The 24731-nt window shown below is 67.9% G+C and carries 27 protein-coding genes; 9 read left to right on the forward strand and 18 right to left on the reverse strand.

Annotated features, from left to right (window positions below; all coding sequences use genetic code 11):
- Positions 1 to 12 precede the first annotated feature (12 nt).
- Together ACYR7D_RS26055 and miaB are read right to left on the reverse strand one after the other, a co-directional pair.
- Positions 13 to 780, reverse strand: coding sequence for an Rv2732c family membrane protein (locus ACYR7D_RS26055; protein ID WP_459547148.1), 768 nt, complete (start codon positions 778 to 780; stop codon positions 13 to 15).
- Positions 768 to 2315 carry a tRNA (N6-isopentenyl adenosine(37)-C2)-methylthiotransferase MiaB gene (gene miaB, locus ACYR7D_RS26060; RefSeq protein ID WP_459547149.1) on the reverse strand — a complete coding sequence of 516 codons (1548 nt, stop codon included), beginning with the start codon at positions 2313 to 2315 and terminating at the stop codon, positions 768 to 770. The genes ACYR7D_RS26055 and miaB overlap by 13 nt, the downstream gene beginning before the upstream one ends.
- A 357-nt stretch (positions 2316 to 2672) precedes the next feature.
- On the opposite strand from miaB, the gene ACYR7D_RS26065 reads away from it, so the two are divergent.
- The 4 genes from ACYR7D_RS26065 (at position 2673) to ACYR7D_RS26080 (ending at position 5972) form a co-directional block, all read left to right on the forward strand.
- Positions 2673 to 3401: an amino acid ABC transporter ATP-binding protein gene (locus ACYR7D_RS26065; protein WP_459550296.1), complete on the forward strand. Its 729-nt coding sequence runs from the start codon at positions 2673 to 2675 to the stop codon at positions 3399 to 3401.
- 77 nt (positions 3402 to 3478) lie between these two features.
- Positions 3479 to 4318, forward strand: coding sequence for a glutamate ABC transporter substrate-binding protein (locus ACYR7D_RS26070; protein ID WP_459547150.1), 840 nt, complete (start codon positions 3479 to 3481; stop codon positions 4316 to 4318).
- A gap of 83 nt (positions 4319 to 4401) precedes the next feature.
- On the forward strand, positions 4402 to 5082 hold the full coding sequence (locus tag ACYR7D_RS26075; protein ID WP_459547151.1) for an amino acid ABC transporter permease: 681 nt from the start codon (positions 4402 to 4404) through the stop codon (positions 5080 to 5082).
- Positions 5079 to 5972 (forward strand): amino acid ABC transporter permease, encoded by an 894-nt coding sequence (locus ACYR7D_RS26080; protein ID WP_459547152.1) that lies wholly within the window; start codon positions 5079 to 5081, stop codon positions 5970 to 5972. Before ACYR7D_RS26075 ends, ACYR7D_RS26080 begins: the two co-directional genes overlap by 4 nt.
- Positions 5973 to 6082: 110 nt before the next feature.
- On the opposite strand, the gene recX is transcribed toward ACYR7D_RS26080, so the two are convergent.
- The 11 genes from recX to pgsA all read right to left on the reverse strand — a co-directional run bounded on the left by recX (position 6083) and on the right by pgsA (position 14392).
- On the reverse strand, positions 6083 to 6742 hold the full coding sequence (gene recX / locus ACYR7D_RS26085) for a recombination regulator RecX (protein WP_459550297.1): 660 nt from the start codon (positions 6740 to 6742) through the stop codon (positions 6083 to 6085).
- 73 nt (positions 6743 to 6815) lie between these two features.
- Positions 6816 to 7853, reverse strand: coding sequence for a recombinase RecA (recA, locus tag ACYR7D_RS26090; protein WP_459547153.1), 1038 nt, complete (start codon positions 7851 to 7853; stop codon positions 6816 to 6818).
- A gap of 196 nt (positions 7854 to 8049) precedes the next feature.
- Positions 8050 to 8244 carry a DUF3046 domain-containing protein gene (locus ACYR7D_RS26095; protein WP_459547154.1) on the reverse strand — a complete coding sequence of 65 codons (195 nt, stop codon included), beginning with the start codon at positions 8242 to 8244 and terminating at the stop codon, positions 8050 to 8052.
- Positions 8245 to 8277: 33 nt separating this feature from the next.
- The gene (locus ACYR7D_RS26100; RefSeq protein ID WP_459547155.1) at positions 8278 to 9441 is read right to left on the reverse strand and encodes a glycosyltransferase; all 1164 of its coding nucleotides are present in this window, start codon (positions 9439 to 9441) and stop codon (positions 8278 to 8280) included.
- 65 nt (positions 9442 to 9506) lie between these two features.
- A complete protein-coding gene (locus ACYR7D_RS26105; protein ID WP_459550298.1) occupies positions 9507 to 10220 on the reverse strand; it encodes a PIG-L deacetylase family protein in 714 nt (237 codons plus the stop codon).
- 134 nt (positions 10221 to 10354) lie between these two features.
- Complete coding sequence (locus tag ACYR7D_RS26110) at positions 10355 to 10528, reverse strand: hypothetical protein (protein WP_459547156.1); 174 nt, start codon at positions 10526 to 10528, stop codon at positions 10355 to 10357.
- 105 nt (positions 10529 to 10633) lie between these two features.
- A complete protein-coding gene (pspM, locus tag ACYR7D_RS26115; protein WP_459547157.1) occupies positions 10634 to 11566 on the reverse strand; it encodes a phage shock envelope stress response protein PspM in 933 nt (310 codons plus the stop codon).
- 30 nt (positions 11567 to 11596) lie between these two features.
- Positions 11597 to 12430, reverse strand: coding sequence for a PspA/IM30 family protein (locus ACYR7D_RS26120; RefSeq protein WP_459547158.1), 834 nt, complete (start codon positions 12428 to 12430; stop codon positions 11597 to 11599).
- A 257-nt stretch (positions 12431 to 12687) separates the two neighbouring features.
- Positions 12688 to 13119 (reverse strand): helix-turn-helix domain-containing protein, encoded by a 432-nt coding sequence (locus ACYR7D_RS26125; RefSeq protein WP_459550299.1) that lies wholly within the window; start codon positions 13117 to 13119, stop codon positions 12688 to 12690.
- A gap of 107 nt (positions 13120 to 13226) precedes the next feature.
- The gene (locus ACYR7D_RS26130) at positions 13227 to 13742 is read right to left on the reverse strand and encodes a CinA family protein (protein WP_459547159.1); all 516 of its coding nucleotides are present in this window, start codon (positions 13740 to 13742) and stop codon (positions 13227 to 13229) included.
- Positions 13739 to 14392 carry a CDP-diacylglycerol--glycerol-3-phosphate 3-phosphatidyltransferase gene (gene pgsA / locus ACYR7D_RS26135; RefSeq protein ID WP_459547160.1) on the reverse strand — a complete coding sequence of 218 codons (654 nt, stop codon included), beginning with the start codon at positions 14390 to 14392 and terminating at the stop codon, positions 13739 to 13741. Before pgsA ends, ACYR7D_RS26130 begins: the two co-directional genes overlap by 4 nt.
- A 110-nt stretch (positions 14393 to 14502) precedes the next feature.
- Between pgsA and ACYR7D_RS26140 the strand changes: the two genes are divergently transcribed.
- A complete protein-coding gene (locus tag ACYR7D_RS26140) occupies positions 14503 to 15054 on the forward strand; it encodes an amino-acid N-acetyltransferase (RefSeq protein ID WP_459547161.1) in 552 nt (183 codons plus the stop codon).
- A gap of 58 nt (positions 15055 to 15112) precedes the next feature.
- A complete protein-coding gene (locus tag ACYR7D_RS26145) occupies positions 15113 to 15397 on the forward strand; it encodes a YciI family protein (RefSeq protein WP_459547162.1) in 285 nt (94 codons plus the stop codon).
- 49 nt (positions 15398 to 15446) lie between these two features.
- On the opposite strand, the gene ACYR7D_RS26150 is transcribed toward ACYR7D_RS26145, so the two are convergent.
- The 3 genes from ACYR7D_RS26150 to ACYR7D_RS26160 form a co-directional block, all read right to left on the reverse strand.
- A complete protein-coding gene (locus tag ACYR7D_RS26150) occupies positions 15447 to 16451 on the reverse strand; it encodes a TerC family protein (protein WP_459547163.1) in 1005 nt (334 codons plus the stop codon).
- A 133-nt stretch (positions 16452 to 16584) separates the two neighbouring features.
- Complete coding sequence (locus ACYR7D_RS26155; RefSeq protein WP_459547164.1) at positions 16585 to 19218, reverse strand: DNA translocase FtsK; 2634 nt, start codon at positions 19216 to 19218, stop codon at positions 16585 to 16587.
- A gap of 156 nt (positions 19219 to 19374) precedes the next feature.
- Positions 19375 to 19998 (reverse strand): TIGR03085 family metal-binding protein, encoded by a 624-nt coding sequence (locus ACYR7D_RS26160; RefSeq protein WP_459547165.1) that lies wholly within the window; start codon positions 19996 to 19998, stop codon positions 19375 to 19377.
- A 125-nt stretch (positions 19999 to 20123) separates the two neighbouring features.
- Here ACYR7D_RS26160 and ACYR7D_RS26165 point away from each other — a divergent pair, with 125 nt between their 5' ends.
- Both ACYR7D_RS26165 and ACYR7D_RS26170 read left to right on the forward strand, forming a co-directional pair.
- Positions 20124 to 20519, forward strand: coding sequence for a DUF4189 domain-containing protein (locus tag ACYR7D_RS26165; protein ID WP_459547166.1), 396 nt, complete (start codon positions 20124 to 20126; stop codon positions 20517 to 20519).
- Between the two features lie 67 nt (positions 20520 to 20586).
- Positions 20587 to 21147, forward strand: a complete 561-nt coding sequence (locus ACYR7D_RS26170) for a hypothetical protein (RefSeq protein WP_459547167.1) — start codon at positions 20587 to 20589, stop codon at positions 21145 to 21147.
- Between the two features lie 67 nt (positions 21148 to 21214).
- Here the strand turns inward: ACYR7D_RS26170 and ACYR7D_RS26175 are convergent, their stop codons facing one another.
- The gene (locus ACYR7D_RS26175) at positions 21215 to 23215 is read right to left on the reverse strand and encodes a ribonuclease J (RefSeq protein ID WP_459547168.1); all 2001 of its coding nucleotides are present in this window, start codon (positions 23213 to 23215) and stop codon (positions 21215 to 21217) included.
- On the reverse strand, positions 23212 to 24120 hold the full coding sequence (gene dapA / locus ACYR7D_RS26180) for a 4-hydroxy-tetrahydrodipicolinate synthase (protein WP_459547169.1): 909 nt from the start codon (positions 24118 to 24120) through the stop codon (positions 23212 to 23214). Before dapA ends, ACYR7D_RS26175 begins: the two co-directional genes overlap by 4 nt.
- Positions 24121 to 24267: 147 nt before the next feature.
- On the opposite strand from dapA, the gene ACYR7D_RS26185 reads away from it, so the two are divergent.
- Complete coding sequence (locus ACYR7D_RS26185; RefSeq protein ID WP_459547170.1) at positions 24268 to 24726, forward strand: hypothetical protein; 459 nt, start codon at positions 24268 to 24270, stop codon at positions 24724 to 24726.
- Positions 24727 to 24731: the final 5 nt, after the last annotated feature.

Consider the following 24731-nt stretch of genomic DNA (forward strand, 5'->3'; position numbering starts at 1 on the left):
CGGCCCTCCGGATCAGTCCTCGCCGAGCCGCCGGCGCCGCTGGCGTTCCTCTTCGGCGGCCGCGGCGATGCGCCGCTGCTCCTCCGCCGCCAACTGCAGGGCGGTGCGGCTCCACACCACCTTCACCCAGTGGAAGGTGAGAACCATGATCGCGAGCGTGCCCAGGATCAGGCCGAACCCCGGTCCGGCGCCCACGTAGTTGTTCAAGCCCGGCGTCTGCCGGTGCCAGATCGAGAACACCCCGAACGCGCTGGCGATCGCCGAACCGGCGAGCGCGATCCAGGCCAGCACCCAGCGCCGGGTCATCAGCGCCAGGAGCGAGAACCCGATCCCGAACACCAGCACGAACCACACGAAGATCCGTGAGGGCAGTCCGATGTGCTCGAGGGTGGCCACCTCCGAGCCGAGCAGCACGTCGAAACCCCGGGCATTACCGGCATGCGGCAGCACCAGCGAGAACAACAGCACGAACACCGCACCCGCCACCACCATGGCACGCATACCGGGGTCGATCTCTCCCGCGATCCGGCGCTCGACCGCATCCAGATCGGCGCGGAACTCCTCGAATCGTTCGGTGGTCTGGGCCGGGTTCACTGTTTCCTCGTTTCCGTCGCCTGATCCGTTCTCACCCGCTGCCGGGCCGTCACCGGCTTTCGGTGCTCCCGCGCCCGCGGCTTCTTCGGCGGATCGTTCCCGGTCCGCCGGGCCGCGGCCCACGCCCTCGCCCCGGGCCGGTTCGCCCCGATCGCCGGAATCCCGCGGCCCGGTCATGTCCCGCATCCGGTGGAACACCCCGCGGCCACCGGTTCCGGCGCGGGCGCCCCGATGCGCGGCAGGCCGAGCCCGACGCCGATCGGTGCGGTCTTCGGGGTGGTACCGGCCTCATGGGCATCACCGGCCCGCGTCCGGCGATGGGCGCGAACACCGGCATCCGCGACCAGATGATGCGGCGCCGCACCGGTCACCTCGACGGTCACCAGATCCCCCGGGCGGATCGGTTCGGCGGCACCGTCGGGCCGGAAATGCACCAGCCGGCCGTCCCGGGCCCGCCCGCTCATCCGGGCGGTCGCCGCGTTCTTCTTCCCGGCACCCGCGGCCACCAGCAGTTCGACCTCGCTGCCCACCAGCTCCTGATTGGACTCCAGGCAGATCTGCTCCTGCAACGCGATCAGCCGGTCGTAGCGTTCCTGGACCACCTGTTTGGGCACCTGGTCGGCCATTTCCGCGGCCGGTGTGCCGGGCCGCGGGGAGTACTGGAAGGTGAAGGCACTGGTGAAACGGGCCTGCCGGACCACCTCGAGGGTCTGCTGGAAATCCTCCTCGGTCTCTCCCGGGAAGCCGACGATGATATCGGTGGTGATCGCCGCATGCGGCATGGCCGCCCGCACTTTCTCGATGATGCCCAGGTAGCGGGCCTGGCGGTACGAACGGCGCATGGCGCGCAACACCCGGTCGGATCCCGACTGCAACGGCATGTGCAGCTGCGGGCAGACGTTCGGGGTCTCGGCCATCGCCTCGATCACGTCATCGGTGAACTCGGCCGGATGCGGGGAGGTGAACCGCACCCGCTCCAGCCCCTCGATCCCACCGCACGCACGCAGCAGTTTCGCGAAGGCCCCGCGATCGCGCGGCTGCTCCGGGTCGGCGAACGAGGCGCCGTAGGCGTTGACGTTCTGCCCCAGCAGTGTCACTTCCAGTACGCCCTGATCCACCAGTGCCTGTACCTCGGCGAGTACATCGCCGGGCCGGCGGTCCACTTCCTTGCCGCGTAGCGCGGGAACGATGCAGAACGTGCAGGTGTTGTTGCAGCCGACCGAGATCGAGACCCAGCCCGCATAGGCCGATTCGCGGCGCGCGGGCAGTGTGGAGGGGAACGCTTCGAGCGAGTCCAGGATCTCCATCTGGGCTTCTTCGTTGTGGCGGGCACGCTCGAGCAGCACCGGCAGCGAACCGATGTTGTGGGTGCCGAACACCACGTCCACCCAGGGCGCCTTGCGCAGCACCGTATCGCGGTCCTTCTGCGCCAGGCAGCCACCGACCGCGATCTGCATACCCGGGCGTGCTTCCTTCACCGGCGCGAGATGCCCCAGTGTGCCGTACAGCTTGTTGTCGGCGTTCTCGCGTACCGCGCAGGTGTTGAACACCACCAGGTCGGCCGTGGCACCGGGCGCGGCCCGGGTGTAGCCCGCATCCTCGAGCAGGCCGGACAAGCGTTCGGAATCGTGTACGTTCATCTGGCAGCCGAAGGTGCGGACCTCGTAACTACGCGCTCCAGCCGGCCGGGTGGGGGGCGCTACCTGTCCGATCGAATCCACCCGTCCAGGGTACGGGCCGCCGTCTCACCGCTCCGCAGCAGATCCACCCCACGCGGCGGAGGCCGCCCCGGAGCCACCCGGGGTGTGACGTACCTAACGGTCGGTTCGCCGGTGCGGTCCGATCGCCGGGAAATTCGCGTTATCCTCCCGCTCCGCCCGGCGCAAGCAAATCTCCGCCGAGCGAAGGGATTACGGAGGATTACCTTCGGGTTAAAGCCGAATTTCCCCACGGTATGGCGCCGGAGGTGTGCCACAGAAAGCCTCGCGGAATCGGAAATTCCGCTTAAGGTCATGGTTATGACCGACGCCACCGACGCCGACGCGCCCGGTAGGGCCGGCAATAGCGCCGCCCCGCCGATGCTCGCCCTACGCGCTGTCGACAAGCACTTCGGTGCACTGCACGTACTGCGCGATATCAACCTCGAAGTGCCTCGCGGGCAGGTCGTGATCGTGCTCGGACCCTCCGGTTCCGGCAAGTCGACACTGTGCCGCACCATCAACCGCCTCGAGCCGATCGATTCCGGAGAGATCAGAGTCGACGGCGTGCCCCTGCCCGCCGAGGGACGCGCCCTGGCGGCGCTGCGCGCGGATGTCGGGATGGTGTTCCAGTCGTTCAATCTCTTCGCGCACAAGACGATCATGGAAAACGTCATGCTGGCGCCGCTGAAGGTGCGCAAAGCGAAGAAGGACGATGCCCGCGCGCGGGCCCTGGAGCTGCTGAAACGTGTCGGTATCGCCGACCAGGCCGATAAGTACCCGGCGCAGTTGTCCGGTGGCCAGCAGCAGCGCGTGGCGATAGCCCGGGCATTGGCCATGAACCCGAAGGTGATGCTGTTCGACGAGCCGACCTCGGCCCTCGACCCGGAAATGGTGAACGAAGTCCTCGACGTGATGGTCTCGCTGGCCAAAGAGGGGATGACCATGCTGGTGGTCACCCACGAAATGGGATTCGCCCGCCGGGCCGGCGACCGGGTCCTGTTCATGGCCGACGGCCGAGTGGTGGAGGACACCGACCCGGAAACGTTCTTCAGCGCCCCGAAGTCCGACCGTGCCAAGGACTTCCTGGGCAAGATCCTGAGCCACTGAGAGCTCGCCCCGCTCGCTACGGGGCGCAGGCACAGTGCGATGGCACAACGCCATCGTGAGATGAGGGAAGGAAACCGATGAGGATCAACCGAGCACTCCGCCTTGCGGTCGGTGCGGTCGCGGTGGCCGTGACCGCCGCCACCACGGCGGCCTGTGGCGGCGGCAGCGACAAAACCGCGCTGGAGAACGCCCAGGAGGGCAAACTCACCATCGGCATCAAATACGATCAGCCCGGTCTCGGTCTGCGTAATACCGACGGCACCTACAGCGGCTTCGATGTCGAGGTCGCCGAATACGTGGCCGCGAAACTCGGCGTGCAGCCGGACGGCATCACCTTCAAGGAAGCCCCTTCCGCACAACGGGAGACCCTGATCGAGAACGGCCAGGTCGATTTCGTCGTCGCCACCTACTCGATCACCGATTCCCGCAAGGAGAAGGTCGATTTCGCCGGCCCCTACTACGTGGCGGGCCAGAGCTTGCTGGTCCGTGCCGACAACAACGAGATCACCGGTCCGGAAAGCCTCGCCGGGAAGACGGTGTGCTCGGTGACCGGCTCGACACCCGCGCAGAACATCCAGAAGCAGTACCCGCAGACCCAGCTGCAGACCTACGACACCTACTCGCTGTGCCTCGAGGGCCTGAACAGCGGCGCGGTGGCGGCGGTGACCACCGACGACATCATCCTGGCCGGTTACGCCTCGCAGTCGCCCGGCAAATACAAGGTCGTCGGCGAGAAGTTCACCACCGAGAACTACGGGATCGGCCTCAAGAAGGGCGACCGGGAAACCCGCGACAAGATCAACGACGCCATCGAGGAAATGATCGGCTCGGGCGCCTGGGAGACCGCGTTCCAGGAGTCGGTCGGGCGGGCCGCGAGCTACGCCACCCCGGCGGCACCGCAGGTGGACCGGTACTGACCCACTGAACCGGGTGGCCGGGCCGAGTACGGCCCGGCCACCCGGTTCCGGCCAATCCCGCCGATCGGAGGCGCGCAACCACCGTGTTCGATTTGATCTCTGAATACGACACCCAGCTGCTCGAAGCATTCTGGATGACCATCAAACTGACCGTGTTGTCGGCGCTCGGGTCGCTGGTGCTGGGCACCCTCGTCGCCGGAATGCGGGTCTCACCGGTACCGGTCGCCCGCTGGGTCGGCACCGCCTATGTGACGATTTTCCGCAACACCCCGCTCACCCTCATCCTGGTGTTCTGTTCGCTCGGCCTGTACTCGACGCTCGGCTTGAGCCTGGCCTCGCAGGGGCCCACCTCGCTGGCCGACAACAATTTCCGCTGGGCGGTCATCGGATTGAGTGTGTACACGGCGGCTTTCGTCTGTGAATCGCTGCGCGCCGGTATCAACACCGTCCCGCTGGGGCAATCGGAGGCGGGGCGTTCGCTGGGGCTGAGTTTCCTGCAGAATCTGCGGATCATCGTGCTACCGCAGGCGTTCCGGTCGGTGATCGCACCGCTGGGCAGTGTGTTCATCGCATTGACCAAGAACACCACGGTCGCCTCCGCGATCAGTGTCGCCGAGGCCTCCTTCCTGATGAAGAACATGATCGAAACCGAAGCGGCACTACTGACCATCGGCCTCGTCTTCACGCTCGGATTCGTGATCCTGACGCTGCCGGCCGGCCTGCTCTTCGGATATCTGGCCAAACGATTCGAGGTGGCCCGATGAGCCGCAAAGCAACCGTCCTCTACGACGCTCCGGGGCCCATCGCCCAGATCCGCAATATCCTCCTGTCTCTGCTCGTCCTCGCGGCGGTAATCGTCGTAGCCTTCTACGTGCTCATCGGATTCGCCGGTAAAGGTCAACTGACGGCCGAGAAATGGGAGCCGTTCCTGGACGGTGCGGTATGGAGTACCTACATCCTGCCCGGGCTGCGGGGCACGATCGTCGCCGCGCTGCTGTCCATCGTGTTCGCGCTCGTCCTCGGCATGATCTTCGGGATCGCACGGCTCTCCGACCACCGCTGGGTGCGCTGGACCGCCGGTACCGTCGTCGAGATCGCCCGGGCCATCCCGGTGCTGATCCTGATGATCTTCCTGTTCGCCCTGTACTCCGAGTACGACCTGTTCGATTCCGAGTACCTGGCGCTGGGCGCCGTGGTGACCGCGCTGACCATCTACAACGGCTCGGTCATCGCGGAAATCGTCCGCGCCGGAATTCTCTCGCTGCCCCGGGGGCAGTCCGAGGCCGGTGCCGCGCTCGGCCTGCGCAAGGGCCAGTTGATGCGACTGATCCTGCTCCCGCAGGCGATCACCGCCATGCTGCCCGCCCTGGTTTCGCAGATGGTGGTCGCGCTGAAGGATTCGGCACTCGGCTATGTGATCACCTATGAGGAGGTCGTGCGCAGCGCCCAGCAGCTCGGCGCCGCGGAATCGAACACCATTGCGGCCCTGGTCGTCGTGGCGCTCATCATGATCGTGCTGAACGTGCTGCTCTCCACGGTCGCCACCCTGCTGGAGAAGCGGCTGCGATCCGGACGCCGCACCCGCGGCGCCGCGGTCGTGGCAGCGGATTCGGTGATCACCGACGCCGCACCGGGTGTGGATCTGAGCAAGTAACAGGGCCCCCTGGCCCAGGGTTGCCCCGGAGCCGGCGCTCCGGGGCCGTGCCCGCCCCGGACCGAGTGCGCCTGCCGTACCCACCGCGGCGCCCCGCAGCCCCGGTCCGCTCAGTCGGACGGTGGGGCTTCCTCCGCAGCACCGGCGTCCCGGCCGGTGGCCGCCCATTCGGCTTTGACCACCGCGTACGCCACCTCGTGACCGTATCCGCGACGCGCGAGCATACCGACCAGCCGGCGCATCGCCTTCTCCCGTTCCAGGCCGGCGGGCAGGGTGCGCAGCTTACGGCGCACCAGTACGGTGGCGCGGTCGTATTCGTCCTCCGTGGTGACAGCGTCCAGTGCGGGCGCGGCATCCTCCGCTGCGACACCCTTGCGCCGCAATTCCTGGGCCAGTGCCTGACGGCCCTTACCGGAGAATCCGTGTCGCTGCCGCACCCATTCCCGCGCGAAATCGGCATCGTCGATCAGCCCCACCTCGGCGAGCCGGTCGAGAGCCGTATCGGCTGTATCGGCGGGAAAACCCTTCGCGGACAACCGGCGCGCGAGCTCGGCCCGGCTGCGTGCCCGTACGGCAAGCAGGCGCAGGCATACCTCTTTCGCCTGCTCGACCGTCCCGCCCGGATCGTCGCCGGGGGAATGGGAAGCGGTACCGCGAGGCGGCCGGCCGGGCGCCGGAGTGCCGGAACCGGCCGGACGAGCCCGCTGCGGATCGGACTCGTCCGGCCGGAAACCCCGGGCGGGTCCGGTGGTCCCACCACCGGCCGCCAGGAGCTCATCGAGGCGGCGCCGCATCTGTGCCACCGGATCGGATCCGCCGGAGCGCGGCGCATCGTGCATCTGATCAGAAATCGGCCGGGGCCTCTTCCGTTGCGGTCACATCCGCGCCGATACCCAGCTTCTCCTTGATCTTCTTCTCGACCTCGTCCCGGATATCGGTGTTCTCCAGCAGGAATTTCCGGGCGTTCTCCTTGCCCTGGCCGAGCTGATCGCCCTCGTAGGTGTACCAGGAACCGGATTTACGAATGAATCCGTGTTCCACACCCATATCGATCAGCGAGCCCTCCTTCGAAATGCCGTGACCGTACAGAATGTCGAACTCGGCCTGTTTGAAGGGCGGCGAGACCTTGTTCTTCACGACTTTCACGCGCGTACGGTTACCCACCGCGTCGCTGCCGTCCTTCAGGGTTTCGATCCGGCGCACATCGAGACGTACGGACGCGTAGAACTTCAACGCCTTTCCACCCGTGGTCGTTTCGGGGGAACCGAACATGACACCGATCTTTTCCCGCAGCTGGTTGATGAAGATCGCGGTGGTCCCCGAATTGTTCAGGGCGCTGGTCATCTTGCGCAGGGCCTGACTCATCAGCCGCGCCTGCAGACCGACATGGCTGTCGCCCATTTCGCCTTCGATCTCGGCCCGGGGTACCAGCGCGGCGACCGAGTCGATGACGATGATATCGATGGCGCCGGAGCGGACGAGCATATCGGCGATTTCCAGGGCCTGCTCACCGGTATCGGGCTGGGAGACGAGCAGCGCGTCGGTATCGACGCCGAGCTTGCGCGCGTAATCGGGATCGAGCGCGTGCTCGGCATCGATGAAGGCGGCGACGCCGCCGGCGGCCTGAGCGTTGGCCACCGCGTGCAGGGCGACGGTGGTCTTACCGGAGGATTCCGGGCCGTAGATCTCCACGATCCGGCCGCGGGGCAAACCGCCGATTCCCAGGGCGACGTCGAGGGCGATGGAACCGGTGGGGATCACCGAGACCGGCTGACGGGCCTCTTCCCCGAGCCGCATCACCGCCCCCTTGCCGAAACTCTTCTCGACCTGCGCGAGCGCGAGTTCGAGTGCCTTGTCGCGGTCGTAGGGTTGTGGTGCCATCGTGTCTCCCCTTTTCACCGGGTGGTCGGTAGGTGGTGTGGTTGGCGCCCACAGTAGAGGGCGGCACCGACAAGTTCCGGAGCTCAGCCTAGACGAACAGATGTTCGAGTCAAGCGACGTCTCCGCGCGTCGCGCGTTCGCCCCGGCCCGTTCCGCCCCCTCGGCCTTCTCCGGCCGGGCCCCGGTGAAATCACCGTCACCAGCGGGAACGCGGAACGTCGAATTCGGCACAGAGCGCGCGCCACACCTCCCGGGGGTCCACTCCGGCCTCGATCGCCGCGGCACCGGTCCGGCCGTCCAGCGCGAGGATGACGTGATCGTTGAGCAGAGTGTCCCCGCGGGTCACGCCGAATTCGGTGTGCAAAAGTTCCTGGAATTCCGTCAACCGCACCGTGCACAAGATACTCGGCCGGGTACGGGCGGGTCAGTGCGCCCGCACGGAAGCGAGCACCCGGTGGCAGATACGCACCGGGTCGGCCACCGCGGTGGCCCCGGCGGCCGCCGCCCGGGCCGCCGCGGCGAATCCCGGTTCGGCCAGTACTCGGAGCACAGCCGCGCGTACCGCCTCGGCGGTGAGCGGACGGACCAGCAGTGCGACCCCCTGCCGAGCCGCGCGATTGGCCAGCTCCCACTGATCGCCACCGCCGGGGACCGTGACCAACGGAACCCCTGCGGACAGCGATTTCGCGAGTAGCCCGTGCCCACCGCCGCCGACCACCACATCGGCGTGGGTGAGCAGTTCGTCTTGGCGGCCGAGCCCGGCGGTCGCCCACTCCGGCAGCGGCCGGGGCGGCTCGTCCAGCATGGAGATCGCCACCCGGACACCGGTCCCGTCGAGAGCGGCCAGAACCGTCTCCGCCATACCCGGGACTCCGGTGTGCGCGGTCGACGGCGCCACGACCACCAACGGCCCATCACCCGGCGGCGGTTCCAGCCGCCGGTCGGTGGGCTCCCACAGCAGCGGGCCGACCAATTCGGCTTCTTCGGGCCAATCCGGGCGCGGCATCTCCAGTGCGGGCAGGGTGGCGATCAGCCGGGCGGCCGGCCCCGGATCGGTGGGCGGCAGACCCACACCGACCCTGGCCATTTCACGCTGCCGTTGCCCGGTGCGCAGGGCACGGGCGGTCAGGGCCCGCAGTACCGTATCCCGGGCCCGCCCCCTTATCCCGCTACCCGGGGCGAGCCCACTTCCGATGGGCGGCAACCCTTTCGACGGGAGATACAGCGGATGCGGCGACAACTCCACCCACGGCACCCGCAGGCGTTCGGCGGCCATACCGCCGCCCGCGGTGAGCACATCGGAGACCACCAGTTCCGGCAGCATGGCCCCGAGCTCGGGCAGGATCTCGGTCGAAATATGGGCCGCCCGTTGATGGATCCGGGCACCGGCGTCGGCGTCGTCGTCGATCGGCCGGGGCGCCAGGCCTTTCAGGCGGCGCACCCCGATCCCGGCGGCGCGGGCGGCGTCGAACCAGCGTGGCCCCGTGAAGAGTACGGGTTCGTCACCCGCGTCCAGCAGACGCAGGCAGAGCGCGATAGCGGGAAACGCATGACCCGGATCGGGGCCGGCGACGACGGCTACTCGCATCCGCCCAGCCTGCCATACCGCCGGAACCCCGTCTCGGGGTCACCGGCCGTGCGGTCCGGCTGCGCTCACCCGGCGAACGTGAAGAGTTCGAAGCCGACCGCCCGTTCGGCGGCGAACCCGTCGAGGGGCGCGGTCGTCATGGCTACCACGGCCCGCACCTGTTCCGTCACGGGTTCGGGGCTCAATACCTCCAGGTACCGGCGGTGTTCGGCCAGCGACGCCTCGGCCACGTCGATCACGGAGGTGACGTCCACGGCATGGGTGGCACCGGCGGGCACGGCCACCGCCGCCCAGCGCGCGGTCCACGGCGCGAGATCGGCTATCTCGGGAAATATCCATTCGTTGCCCGCATCCGATACCGCATCCAGGCCGGCCCGGCCCACCGCACGGTGATCGGCGCTGTTGACGATCCCCGGCGCCCAGGTGGGCCCGAAATATCCGAGCACCACCAACTCCGGCCGGTGCCGGCGGATGGCGGCCGCGAGATCACGCCGTAGACCCGGCCCCTCTTCGATCCGCCCGTCCGGATAGCCGAGGAACTCCACCTCACGCACCCCCACGACGGCCGCCGAGGCACGTTCCTCGGCCTCCCGTAAGGGCCCGGCCCCGGCGGGCGGCATACCGGCGATCCCCGCCTCCCCCGAGGTCGCCAGCACATATCGGACATCCTTGCCCTGAGCGGTCCATCGCGCCACGGCCGCGGCCACCCCGTACTCGATATCGTCGGGGTGGGCGACGATCACCACGGCACGCTGCCAGTCCTCGGGAAGATGCTGCACGGTCGTCATCCGACCATGGTGGCACGGCCGGAAAGAACCACGAGCGGAAAGACGGGACCGTATGTCCCGCCCGCGAAAGCGCCCCGCCGATACCCCGGCCCCACGCCGCCGCAGGCGCCGCGAACGAACACGGCTCAGACTTTGGTGATCTTGTTCTCGTTCGATCCCGAGATGGCCTTGTAGAGCAGGTACAGACCGAAGACGACGGCGCTGATCACCAGGATAGGGAACAACCCCTCGATCAGTGCGCCGATCACCGACAGCGCGATCCACACCACGGCCACCACACCGATGATCTTCCAGAACATTATGCCTCCCAGCGGTTGTCTCCTGCTTCGAGCATGGCAGCGCGGTGCGGAGAAATCACCAGGTGAAAGGCGATATCCGGGGGAAGATCAGGGTTGACCCTGAGATCAGGGACGGACCGGTTCCGTGGCCGCAGGCCACGGTGCGCCGGTGGCGGCGGCCGGGGGCAGCAGGTTCTCGGGATGCCGATCGGCCAGTTCGGTGAGCGCCTGGGCCCAGCCGTCCATCCGGTCGGCGGCATGGCGGAGATCGGCGACGACACCGTCGAATCGATGGCGCAACGCGCCCGTTTCGTCCACCGCGAGGACCCGGGTGGCCGCGGCCACCACCTGCTCGTATTCGGCGACACCGGTATCGAGCCGGGCCACGACGGACCGGAGGGTTTCGCGCAGCCGATGCGCCTCGGCGCTTCCGGCGAATTCGGCCGCCCCACCACCGAGGGTGCGCGCGGCTGCTTCCATGGCGGCGATATCGGCCGCGAGGGCGGTCAGCGCGGCCGCCCCGGAGGCGGCCGTGGCGACCATATCCTCGAGTTCGTCCTGAGGGAGGCGGTGTGAGCGGGCGATCTGCGCGGCCACCTCGTGCAGAGCCCGTTCGGCACGGGCCAGACGGGTCATGGCCGGCCGCGCGGCGGATCGGGCGGCGGGCAGTTTGCGGGGGATATAGCCCGCCGGCGGCAGCGGGGCGCGACGTAGCCGGAGATAACGTCGGGTGCTCAGCGCGGCACCGGTGATCAGTGCGACCGCACCTCCGCCCAGTACCACCACCGCCCAGGCGGGCGCCGACAGGACGACCAGACCGAGTGTTCCCGCGGTGGTGAGCCCCGATGCCGTACCCAGGCCGATACTGCGGCGGCGGGACCGGCGGCGCCTGCGGAGTTCCCGTTCGCGCGGGTCCGCCCAGCGGCGGACCGCGACCAGGGCGTTCCCTCCGGCCTCCCGCAGGGTTTCGGCGACGTAGGCGGCCTGGGGCTGCAATTCCGGCCAGGCGCGGGTGAGATCCCGGGTCCCGCTGGGGAATCGGGGCCGATCAGATTTCATCCTGTTGTTCCTCGCCGAAATCTCGAACCGCTACTGCTGCGCGGTCTGACCTTTGTTCATCTGGGGCTGCGACTGCGCCGGCTCACCCGTGGCCCGCCCGGATTCGATCGCCGGGTTGGTGTTGCCCGCGGGCAGCGCGTCCCCGCGCATGGAGGCGCGGATCTGCTCGAGTCGGCTGTGACCGGCCATCTGCACGCTGGCCTGCTGTACCTCCAGCATCCGGCCCTGGACCGTGTTCTGGGCCAGTTCGGCCGAACCGAGCGCGGTGGCGTAGCGGCGTTCGATCTTCTCCCGCACCGCATCCAGGCTGGGCACACTGCCGGGAGCGGACAGGGTGCTGTCCATCTGCTGCAGGGAGGCACTCACCTGCTCCTGCATCTTGGCCTGTTCGAGCTGGCTGAGCAGTTTGGTGCGTTCGGCGACCTTCTGCTGGAGCAGCATGGCGTTCTGTTCGACCGCCTTCTTGGCCTGTGCGGCGGCCTGCAGCGACTGGTCGTGGAGAACCTTGAGATCTTCCACCGCCTGTTCGGCCGTCACCAACTGCGCCGCGAAGGCTTCCGCGGCGTTGGTGTACTGGATGGCCTTCTCGGTATCACCGGCGGCATTCGCCTGGTCGGCCAGGACGACGGCCTGCCGCGCGTTGGCGTTGAGCTTTTCGACCTCGTCGAGCTGACGGTTGAGTTTCATCTCCAGTTGGCGCTGGTTACCGATCACCGAGGCGGCCTGCTGGGACAGGGCCTGGTGCTGCCGCTGAGCTTCTTCGATAGCTTGCTGAATCTGGACCTTCGGATCCGCGTGCTCTTCGATCTTGGAGTCGAAGAGGGCCATCAGGTATTTCCAGGCCTTCGTGAACGGATTAGCCATCGGTTGATCCCGCCTCCATCTGCTGTGCCGCCTGGGCGGCTCGGAGTGCGCGACCGTCACGCACTCGTATATGCCTATCCTCCACCATGCGGCGCCCGGTACCGGCCACCGAACGACGCCGCGTCTCGCCGCGGACGGTCCGCGCCGACACAGAAGCGCACGGCCGGAACGGACGTGGAAGTACGCCTACTACGAATCTATCCGGTCCCGCGTAACACGCGCATTGTCACGATCGGGTATACCCCGGCTATGACCGGTCAGGCGGCTTCCACCAGGATCAACGGCCCATTGGTGGGCGCCGGGATGACGATCCGGGTATCGCCGTCCACCTGCGGCCGGGCCGCCGACATCGACGCCCCCGCGGTAGCGGGCTCGCCGGCCTCCGCGGCGGATCCGGCAGCGGGTGCGGCGGCCACCTCCTCCGCGGTCGCGGATCCGGCCGGGGCCGGAGACGCGCTCTCGGCGGCGATGGTCGTGCTCACATCCCACAACACCCGGGACAGCGGCACATCGAGGGCCTCGCAGATGGCGGCCAGCAGTTCGCTGGAAGCCTCCTTGCGGCCCCGTTCGACTTCGGACAGATAACCCAGACTCACCCGCGCCGAGGTGGATACTTCGCGCAGGGTCCGGCTCTGGGCGAGGCGCGCACGCCGCAGACTGTCCCCGATCGCTTCTCGCAGCAGCGTCATCGAGTTCTCCTTCTCCCGGTAGGCGTCGCCCACGGCACGCACGCGGTTCTCTCTTCGCACAACGTCGGAACCGGTCCCGGAGGTTCCCGGGCCGGTCGCGGAACTGTTCACCGGGTGGGTGAACCGCCCCGCACGCACCGCAGCAGTTCCTGTACCGCGGCACGTGTCGCCGTGAACCTGATATTCCACCGGTCGCCGGTGAGTTTCAACCGGATCACCTCGGTGTGCTCCGGGCCGGCCAGCCCGAGGAACACCGTGCCCACTTCGACACCGTCCTGCGGATCGGGCCCCGCGACCCCGGTGAGGGATATCCCCCAGTCGGCACCGCAGCGGGTTCGCGCACCCACCGCGAGTTGTTCCGCGGTACTCGCGGCGACCGGCCCTTCGGTGTCGAGCACCTGCTCCTCGACCCCGGCCAGACTGTGTTTGAGATCGGTGGCGTACACCACCAGCCCGCCGCGCAGCACGGCACTGGACCCGGGAATCCCGGCGATGGTGGCCGCGACCAGGCCCGCGGTCAGCGATTCGGCCGTGGCGACCGTCTGCCCGCCCGCACATAACGCGGCGACCAGCTCGGCCGCCTCGGTTCCCGCGGTCAGTGGGCCGGTGTGGTCCACGGTCATCCCCGGCCGCGATGGGGACCGGCGAGCCAGAGCCGGGCGGCCTGGCCGACATAGTCCAGTCCGGTGGCCACGGTCAGCAACAACGCGAGCCACATCAACACCATTCCCGCGGTCGCGAACCCACCGGACAGCGGCAGCAGCAGAACACCGATGGCCACCGACTGGACCAGCGTTTTCAATTTGCCACCGCGTCCGGCGGGGATCACCCCGCGTCGCACCACCGCGAGCCGCAACAGGGTGACCCCGATCTCCCGGGCACAGATGACCACGGTCATCCACCACGCCAGATCGCCCAGTAACGACAGTCCGATCAGCGCGGAGCCGATGAGCGCCTTATCGGCGATGGGATCGGCCAGTTTGCCGAACTCGGTGACCAGGCCGTATTTACGGGCCAGCTGCCCGTCGAACCGATCGGTGACAGCGGCGAGGGCGAACAGCGCGGTCGCGGTGAAGCGCCAGCCGCTCTCGTGGCCCCCACCGGCGAACAGGGCGGCCACGAACAGCGGGACCAGGGCGATCCGCAGCATGGTGAGGATATTGGCGATGTTCAGCAGCGGGACCGCGGATTCGGCGGGCGCCGGAACCGATCCCGGGCGCAATGGCGCGGGCGCGGCGAGAGGCCGGTCCATCTCCTCGGGGTGCACGCTCATGGCCGCCTCTGCACCGCCGCGCCGGGGCGGGCGCGCGGTATCGAGCGGGAGGTCGGAGTCTGCGGCACATACTCAGACTATCGGTAGGGCGGCCGACTACTGTGCACCCCATGACCTCACGGGGACCATCGGGCGGTTCGACCAGCGACGCGTCCGGTACGCAGACCGCCGCGGTGCGGGTGCGTCGGGCCCGCACCTCCGACGTCCCGGCGATCAAGGCGCTCGTCGATGTCTACGCGGGCCGCATTCTGCTGGAGAAGAACCTCGTCAACCTGTACGAATCGGTGCAGGAGTTCTGGGTTGCCGAGCTCGGCGGCCGGGTCGTGGGCTGCGGGGCGCTGCATGTGCTGTGGGCCGATCTCGGCGAGGTGCGCACGGTGGCGGTCCTGCCCGATGTCAAGGGGCACGGTGTGGGCAAGCTCATTGTCGAACAACTCATCGAGGTTGCCCGGGAGCTGGAGTTGAACCGGCTGTTCGTACTCACTTTCGAGGTCGACTTCTTCGCCCGGCACGGTTTCGCCGAAATCGACGGTACCCCGGTGACCGCCGAGGTGTACGCGGAGATGTGCCGTTCCTACGACACCGGTGTCGCGGAATTCCTCGACCTGAGTTATGTGAAACCGAACACACTCGGCAACACCCGGATGCTGCTCACTCTGTGAGCGGCGATCTCGCGGGCGGGCCTCCCCGTCGGCGGCACTTCCCCGTTAGAGTCCTCTGGTGCCGATCTTCGCCGTTCACTACACCTATTCCGAGGCCACCGTCCCCGCTCGGGACACCCATCGCCCGCGACACCGTGCCTGGCTCGCCGGTCTCGTCGAGGACGGCACGCTGCTCAGCAGCGGCCCGTATCCCGACGGTTCCGGAGCTCTGCTGCTGTTCCGGGCGCCGGACAGCACGGCGCTCACCGAGTTCCTCGGCGGAGATCCGTTCGCTCGGGAACAGCTGATCGACGAGGTGCGGGCCGTGGAGTGGCAGCCCGTACTCGGCGCGTTCGCCGACTGACCCGCTTTCCGCCGCGCCGGCCGGGGCCACCCGGCCGGCGCGGTCGGCGCTATTGCTTCGATTCCGGTGCGGAGCGCGGACGGGTGTTGCCCCGGGTGCGCAGCAGACTGGCCACCGTCGCGACGACCAGGATGCCGAGGATCACCGACAGCGACAGCGCGGTCGAGATCTCCGGCACACTCACGTGCTCACCGCCGTTGATGAACGGCAGCGTGTTCTCGTGCAGTGCGTGGAGCACGAGTTTGACGCCGATGAAGGCCAGGATCGCGGCCAGCCCGTAGGAGAGGTAGACCAGCCGGTCGAGCAGACCGCCGATGAGGAAGTAGAGCTGGCGCAGCCCCATCAGCGCGAAGGCGTTGGCGGTGAATACGAGGTAGGGCTCTTCGGTGAGGCCGTAGATCGCCGGGATGGAGTCGAGCGCGAACAGTAGATCGGCGAAACCGATGGCCAGCAGCGCGAGCAGCATCGGAGTCAGCGTCCGGCGGCCGTCGATCCGGGTCACCAGTTTGTCGCCGTCGTAGGTGTCGGTGGTCGGGAAAATCCGTTTGGTGAGCGCGACGATACGGCTGTCGCGTTTCTGTTCCTCCTCGACCTCGTGGCCGCTTTCCTTCAGGAGGTTGATCGCGGTGTAGACCAGGAACGCGCCGAAGAGGTAGAAGACCCAGCTGAACGCGCTGATCGCGGCGGCGCCCACGGCGATGAAGACACCCCGCATCGCCAGGGCGACCACGATGCCGATCAGTAGCACCTTCTGCTGGTAGATCCTGGGCACCGCGAAGGTGGACATGATGATCAGGAATATGAACAGGTTGTCCACCGAGAGCGCTTTCTCGGTGACGAAACCGGCGTAGTACTCGCCGGAGAACGTCCCACCCCATTTCCAGGCGACGAAACCGCCGAAGGCGAGGGCCAGGCCGATGTACACGGCCGACCAGAATGCGGATTCCCGGAAGGTCGGCTCGTGCGGGGTACGGACGTGGGCGAAGAAGTCGAAGACGAACAAGCCGAGGATCACCGCGATGGTGATTCCCCACACGAGAGCGGTTACCTGCATAGGGCGATCCGTTCAGCGGTACGAGTCATGCGGCCCATAATGCCCGATATGCCCGATTCGGGTATTTCAGGGTGGCTGTCGCATATCCTCGCATACGCCCGGACCGCAGAGCGGACCCCAGCCGCGCGCGTCACTACCCGGGCTGCTCCCCCGCCTCGTCACCACCACCGCGAATGGACCACAGCAAACCCTCGAGTTCGTCCGGTTTGACCAGGACATCACGTGCCTTGGAGCCCTCGCTCGGTCCCACCACACCCCGGGTCTCCATGAGATCCATCAACCGGCCCGCTTTGGCGAACCCCACGCGCAGTTTGCGCTGGAGCATGGAGGTGGACCCGAACTGCGAGGTGACCACCAGTTCCACCGCCTGCAGGAAGACATCGAGGTCGTCACCGATATCCGGATCGACATCCTTCTTCTCCCCGGCCTTGGCCGCGGTGACGCCCTCGGTGTAATCGGGTTCGGCCTGGTTCTTGGTGAACTCGACGACCGCGTGGATCTCCTCGTCACTGATGAACGCGCCCTGCAATCGGGTCGGTTTACCGGCACCCATCGGCAGGAACAGGCCGTCACCCATACCGATGAGCTTTTCCGCTCCGGGCTGATCGAGGATTACACGGGAATCGGTGAGCGAGGAGGTCGCGAAGGCCAGCCGGGAGGGCACATTCGTCTTGATCAGACCGGTGACCACATCCACCGACGGCCGCTGGGTGGCCAGTACGAGATGGATACCGGCGGCCCGCGCCTTCTGGGTTATCCGGACGATGGCGTCCTCCACATCGCGGGGGGCCGTCATCATCAAATCGGCGAGTTCGTCGACGATCGCCAGAATGTACGGGTACGGCCGGTACACCCGCTCGCTGCCCAGCGCAGTGGTGATGGCGCCGGATTTCACCTTGCGGTTGAAATCATCGATATGGCGGACCTTGCTCGCCTGCATGTCCTGATAGCGCTGCTCCATCTCCTCCACCAGCCAGGCCAGCGCCGCGGCGGCCTTCTTCGGCTGGGTGATGATGGGGGTGATCAGATGCGGGATGCCCTCGTACGGCGTGAGTTCCACCATCTTCGGGTCCACCAGGATCATCCGGACCTCGTCCGGAGTGGCCCGCTGCAACAGCGAGACCAGCATCGAGTTCACGAAACTCGACTTACCGGAGCCGGTGGACCCGGCGACCAGCAGATGCGGCATCTTGGCCAGATTCGCCGAGACGAACTCACCCTCGATGTTCTTGCCCAAGCCGATCACCAGCGGATGGTGATCGTTACGGGTGGCGGGCGCCTTGAGCACATCGGCGAGACGGACCAGTTCCCGGTCGGCGTTGGGCACCTCGATACCGACCGCGGACTTCCCCGGGATGGGGGCGAGGAGACGGACGTTCTCGGTGGCCACCGCATAGGCGATATTGCGGGTCAGCGCCGTGATCTTCTCGACCTTCACACCGGGGCCGAGTTCCACCTCGTAGCGGGTGACCGTCGGGCCCCGGACGAACCCGGTGACCGCCGCATCGATCTTGAACTGCACCAGCACCTCGGTGATCGCCTCGATCATCGATTCATTGGCGGCGCTGCGTTTCCGAGGAGGTTCGCCGTCCACGAGCAGGTTCATCGGCGGTAACGCGTAATCACCTTCGATGACCCGGTCGGTGACGAATTCCGGCTCCGGCGGCGGAGGCGGGGTCTGGTCGATCGGGGCGGCCGCGGTGGGCTTGCGCTTCCTACGGCTCGCCGGCCGCTCCGCCTCCGGAGCCGCGGTGATCGGTTTGGCATCACGCAGCGGCGGTTCGCCTCCCGGCTCCGCGAACAGGCCGGGATCGGCGAATTCCTCCGCCGGATAGTTCTCCGCCGGAGTACGCCCGCGGCGCCGGGAACGCCCGGCCGGGGGATCCGCCGCGGCCTCGTACTCGTCGACCGGATCGTAGCCGTCCCGATAGTCGGCCCCGGCGAGATCGGGAGCGCCGAAGAACTCCCGCAACCGCTGCGGCGCCTCCCGCACCGTGGTGCCGGTGACCAGGAGCACCCCGAACACCATGGCCAGCAACAGAATGGGCACCGAAAGCCAGGCGGTGAGGCCGTCGGTTACCGGACCACCGATGACGAAACCCACGAATCCGGCACCGTCGGCCCGGCCGGCCGCATCCGCCGGAGAACCGTCGGCGATATGCCACAGGCCGAGCACGGGCATCCCGATCAGCAAACCACCCAGCACCAACCGCGGCCGGATATCCGGCCGTGGTTCGGTGCGCATGAGGACCACGGCGATACCGGAGGCCACGAAAGGCAGGAGGGCGGAGGCGGAACCGAGGATCGCGCGGACCACGGTCTCCACCGCGCGTCCTATCGGTCCTCCCGCCGAAAGCCAGACCGCCACCGCGATCACCGCGCTCAACGCGATCAGGCCCAGCGCGATCCCGTCCCGGCGGTGGCCGTGTTCGATTTCCCCGGCCCGGCCGATCGCCCGGGTCGTCGCGCCGAGCCCACGAGCCGTCATATTCCAGCCGCGGCCCACCATCCGGCCGACAACGGCCAGCGGGGCGGTATCCGAGCGCGGCGGCGCCGGAGGACGGCGGGCCGCACCGCGCCGGGCCCGAGTACCCGCCGCCGGGCGGGCCGCCGCCTTCCGAGTGGTTTTCCCGGACGGACCCTGGGTTCGTGCCGTACCGGCCGCCTGGCGCGAACTGCCCGAACGAGAACGCGCCGCGGTGGTCCGCCCCCGAGCCGATCCCGCCCGCGCACCAGAGGTGGTTGTGCCGCGGGACTTACCTGCCATGGGCTCAGGCTAGCCGCAACGACCCCACCGGGACCATCCGCAACACTGGTACCACCCCGGGCGGACGGGGGCGACCGCTGTCGTGGCCGGGCGCCGGGCCGTTTCGCCGCCCGCCCGCGGGACGCTCGGCCACCGCGTCACGCCCGAATCTCCGGCTCAGATCGAACGGTCGAGTTCCAGCACCTGCCGGACCGCCACCGGATCGCCTTCCGTCTCGATACGCACCTGCTCGCGCCCGAAGGCGTGCAGCAACAGTTCGGCGGGCGGCCCGACGAGGGTGACCGCCGGTCCCTCCCCGCCGACGACCCGGACCCGATCGCCGCCGGGTGTCGCCAATTCCACCGGCACCGGGGATTTCCGGTACGCCATCTTGCCCATCCGGCGCAGGACCGACCACAGCCGCCGCTGATCCGCCGCGGGCAGTTCCCTGGGTTCCCAGCCGGGACGCGCCCGCCGGACATCCTCGTGGTGGACGAACATTTCGCTGAGATTGGCGACCGCGTCCACCGGCCGCAGTGGTGACCACCAGGGCGGGCCGGTGCGGATCCGGTCGAGCAACTCGGCGAACGGGCGGGTCGCGGCCTTGTCCTGGACCCGGCCGAGATATCCCGCGAACGGACGCAACATGATTCCCGGCGCCGCATCGGGCCGCCGCTCCCGGACCACCAGGTGGGCCGCGAGCTCGCGCACCGTCCACTCACCGCACAGAGTGGGGGCGTCCGGGCCGGCCTCGTTCATCGTTTCGACCAATGCACGGCGTTCACGCTGAGCCATGTTCACACGATGAATTTAGCCGAGACCCGGCCATCGGGGAGGTAACGAGAACCCAACCGGTTGCCACACGGCAGAGATGCTCTAGTACTTTGTCATTCGCGGTCCATAGGGTCGTGGACCGAAATACACAGATGGGAACACCATTGAAGAAGATTCTCACCGTCGCCGCCGTTCTGGTGGCGACCATCGGTTCGTTGTTCGCCGCTTCGGTGACGCCGGCGCATGCGCGTGCGGGCAGCTACTACGGCGCGATCGCGGTCTCCCTGTCGACGGGCAATTACGGCTGGTCCTATGACTACGACAGCTACTCCGAGGCCGAAGAGGCCGCGGAGGACAGCTGCGCCGCCGCCGACTGCGTCGCCAAGATCTCCTGGCGCAACGGCTGCGGCGCACTGGCGGTTTCGGACAACTGGCTGAGCTACGGCTCCGGCTCCACCCGGGCAGCGGCCCGCTCCAAGGCACTGGCCAACAACCCCGGCAACGCCTACATCGAGCACTGGAACTGCACGTCCGGTTACGACCTGTGAGTTCGTACCGACCACATATCCCGGCCGAGGCCGGACCAGCCGTCAACTCCGTAGGGGAATCGAAATCGTGAAAATCCGCCCGTTCCGGGTCGTGGCCGCCGTGACGATGGCCGCCGCCGCCCTCACCTTCACCGCCTGCTCCTCCACCGAGGACACCTCCACCGACTCCGCCGCCACCACCACCGAGGTGGCCGCCGAATTCGAGTCGGGTAAGAGCCAGGACGGCCGCGAGGAGGGTAAGGCGCCCACCACCACCGCCGCGCCGAATCTGCCCAAACCCACCGCCGAAGAGCTCAACGACAAGATCAACCGGGCACTCGACGGCTCGGTGAGCGAAGAAGAGAAGCTCAACTGGATCGAGGACGCCGAACAGGATCCGCAGCTGGTCGACAAGCTCGTCGAGGCCGCGAAGAAGAACGAGGTCACGGTTCAGATCACCAATGTCGGCGAGCCCGCCGACGGGAAGGTGACCGCCGACGCCGACGTCACCATCGGCGGCAGCCCGGTGGAGAACGCGACGGTCGAATTCGTGGCCGAGGGCGATCAGTGGAAGATCGCACACGGATTCGCCTGCAATATCGTCAAATCCGCTCAGCTGGATTCGGCTGCCTGCCAGGCCGACTCCTGATCCACCGGATACCGGAAAACCCCCGGAAGGCCCAGCCTTCCGGGGGTTTTCGTCTGCGCGGTCCCGGTCAGACGCCGAGAACGGTGGGCACGATCATCGGACGCCGCCGATAGGTTTCGGCGACCCAGCGGCCGACGATCCGGCGCACCGCCTGCGCGATGCGATGCGTCTCGGTGACACCCTCACCGGCCAACCGGAGCAGCTCGGCTTCCACCAGTTCGGCCGCTTCGGCCAGCGCGGTGGGATCATCGGAGAATCCGCGTCCGCTCACCTCCGGCGGGCTGATCGCCTTGCCGGTGGTCGCGTCGACCGCCACCGTGATGGCGATGAAACCGCCTTCGCCGAGCACCAGACGGTCCGACAGTGTCGATTCCCCGACATCACCGACCGACAGGCCGTCGACGTAGACGTGCCCGACGGGCACCCGGCCGACGATGGAGGCGATCCCGTCGACGAGATCCACCACCACACCGTCCTCGGCCAGCACCACCCGATCCTCGGGTACCCCGGTGGCGACGGCCAGTGCGGCGTTGGCCCGCAGATGCCGCCATTCCCCGTGCACCGGCATGGCGTTGGTCGGCCGCACCGCGTTGTACAGGTACAGCAGTTCCCCGGCCGAGGCATGCCCGGAGACGTGCACTTTCGCATTCTGCTGGGTGATCACCGTGGCGCCGAGCCGGGCCAGGCCGTTGACCACCGTGAACACCGAATTCTCGTTGCCCGGGATCAGTGAGGACGCCAGGACGACCAGATCGTCGGCGCGGATGTGGATCTGCCGGTGATCGCCGCGGGCCATCCGTGACAGCGCCGACAACGGTTCCCCCTGCGAGCCGGTGGAGATGAGCACCAGTTTGTCCGGCGGGAGAGTGGCGGCCTGATCGAGATCGACCACGATACCGTCGGGCACCGACAGGTAGCCCAGGTCCTGGGCGATCTGCATATTCCGCACCATGGACCGGCCCACGAAACAGATACGCCGCCCGAACTTCTGCGCGACGTCCACCACCTGCTGAATCCGGTGCACATGACTGGCGAAGGATGCCACGATCACCCGGCTCCGCGCCTTACCGATCACCGTGTCCAGGACACCGCCGATCTCACGTTCGGGGGTGACGAAACCCGGCACCTCGGCATTGGTGGAGTCCACCAGGAACAGATCCACGCCCTCGTCGCCGAGGCGGGAGAAACCGGCGAGATCCGTGAGCCGGCCGTCGAGCGGGAGCTGGTCGAGCTTGATGTCACCGGTGTGCAGGATGGTTCCGGCGGGCGTCCGGATGGCCACCGCCAACGCATCGGGGATGGAATGGTTGACGGCGAAGTACTCGCAGTCGAACGGGCCGTGCTCGGTGTGCTCCCCCTCGGTGACCTCCACCAGCCGGGGGTGCAGCCGGTGTTCCCGGCTTTTGGCGGCGACCAGGGCGAGGGTGAACTTCGAGCCGACCACCGGGATATCGGGGCGCAACCGCAGCAGGAACGGCACCGCGCCGATATGGTCCTCGTGGCCGTGGGTCAGCACCACGGCCACCACATCGTCCATCCGGTCCTCGATCGGGCGGAAATCGGGCAGGATGAGGTCCACTCCGGGCTGCTGATCCTCGGGGAAGAGCACACCGCAGTCCACGATCAGCAATTTGCCGCCGTATTCGAACACGGTCATATTGCGGCCGATTTCGCCGATACCGCCGAGCGCGAACACCCGTAGCCCGTGGCGCGGTAGTTTCGGCGGCAGCGGGAGCCGGTCCTGAGCGGCGGCTTCCGGGCCGGGAACGGGCGCCGGACGGGCGGTGTCCCCGCGGCCCCGCCCGGATTGCTTACCGCGGCCGCGACGCGGCCGTTCCCGTTGACCGCGGTTGTCCGGGACGGCAGCCGCGGATCCCACGACCCCGGTGGTGGCGGCCGGCGCGACCTCCGTGGCGGCGGGCTCGACAGGTTCGACGGCTTCTGCGGGTTCCACGACTTCCACGGCTTCCGCGGCCGGTGGGGCCGGTTCGGCCTGCGGTGCGGGAGCGGGCGCACCGGCTTCGCGGCGTGCGGTACGACGGGGACGGCGGGCGGCGGGTCCGGTCATTCGACGACCCCGGCGGCACGCAGGTCGGCGGCCAGATCCTCGAGCTGTTCGGGGCTGGGCATGATCTGCGGAAGCCGCGGTTCACCCACGTCCACCCCGAGCAGCCGCAGCCCGCCCTTGGTCATCGCGACCCCACCGAGGCGGGCCATCGCCGCATTGAGCCAGAGCAGGCTCGTATTGATCTCCCGGGCGCGCACCACATCGCCTGCGTTGAAAGCGTCCACCATCTCCCGCAACCGCTCCGGGACCAGATGTCCGATCACGCTGATGAACCCGACAGCACCCATCGCCAGCCACGGCAGGTTCAACATATCGTCGCCGGAGTAGAACGCCAGATCGGTTTCCGCGATCAGCGCGGCACCCGCGTTGAGGTCGCCCTTGGCATCCTTGACCGCCACGATGCGTGGGTGTTCGGCGAGCCGGCGGATCGTATCCGAGGCGATGGGAACCACCGAGCGCGGCGGGATGTCGTACAGGGTCACCGGTAGGTCGGTGGCGTCGGCGACGGCGGTGAAATGCGCGAACAGCCCCTCTTGTGTGGGCCGGGAATAGTAAGGGGTGACGACGAGCAGGCCGTGCGCGCCCGCGCGCTGAGCATTGCGCGCCAGTTCGATCGAATGCGCGGTGTCGTAGGTGCCGGCGCCGGCGATCACGGTGGCCCGGCTGCCGACCGCGTCGACGACGGCGCGCAGCAGATCGGCCTTCTCCGATTCGGTGGTGGTCGGCGATTCACCGGTGGTCCCGGAGATCGCGAGCAGGTCGACACCCCGATCGACCAGACGGTGCGCGAGGGCGACGCCGGTGTCTATGTCGAGCTTGCCCTCGGCGCTGAACGGGGTCACCATCGCGACACCTACCGTGCCTGACGCGCTCAGCGCCGGAGGCGTCGATTCACCGTTGGTCATGGTCAGAAAGGCTACCCGGTCACCTGCCCCCTCTCGACACCCTCATCCGTGTTCCGGGCCGCGACCGCCACCGATGACAGCACTCCATCCCCTGGCGATGTCATTCGAGGTCTTGAACGACATCAAACGAGACGTCACAATGATGTCATGGATCTCACCCGATACACCGCCCGCATTCGCGACGACCTGGTGGCCACCGCCGCCCTGGGCGACGAGAAAACCCAGGCCACGGCCGAAGCACTGGCCAATACGGTGGAGAACTCCACCCGGCTGGCCCTGCTCGCCGCACTCAGCGACCTCGCCGAAACCGTCACCACCGAACTGGGCGACCGCACCGTGCGCGTCTCGCTGCACGGAAACGAGGCCAGCGTCGAAGTACACCGCACTCCGGCCCACGACAACCCCAGCTTCGAGGAAATGACCGGTGATATCAGCCGGGTGACCCTGCGCCTGGTGGAGCAGCTGAAATCTCGCGCCGAGGAGGCCGCCGCGCAGAGCGGGCAATCACTGAACTCCTGGATGGCGGGAGTCGTCTCCGGGGCGCTACGCGACCAGATGCGCGGCGGATACGGCACCCCCGGACGCGACGACAAACCCGAAGCCTGACCGGC

This window comes from Nocardia sp. X0981 (assembly GCF_977089955.1).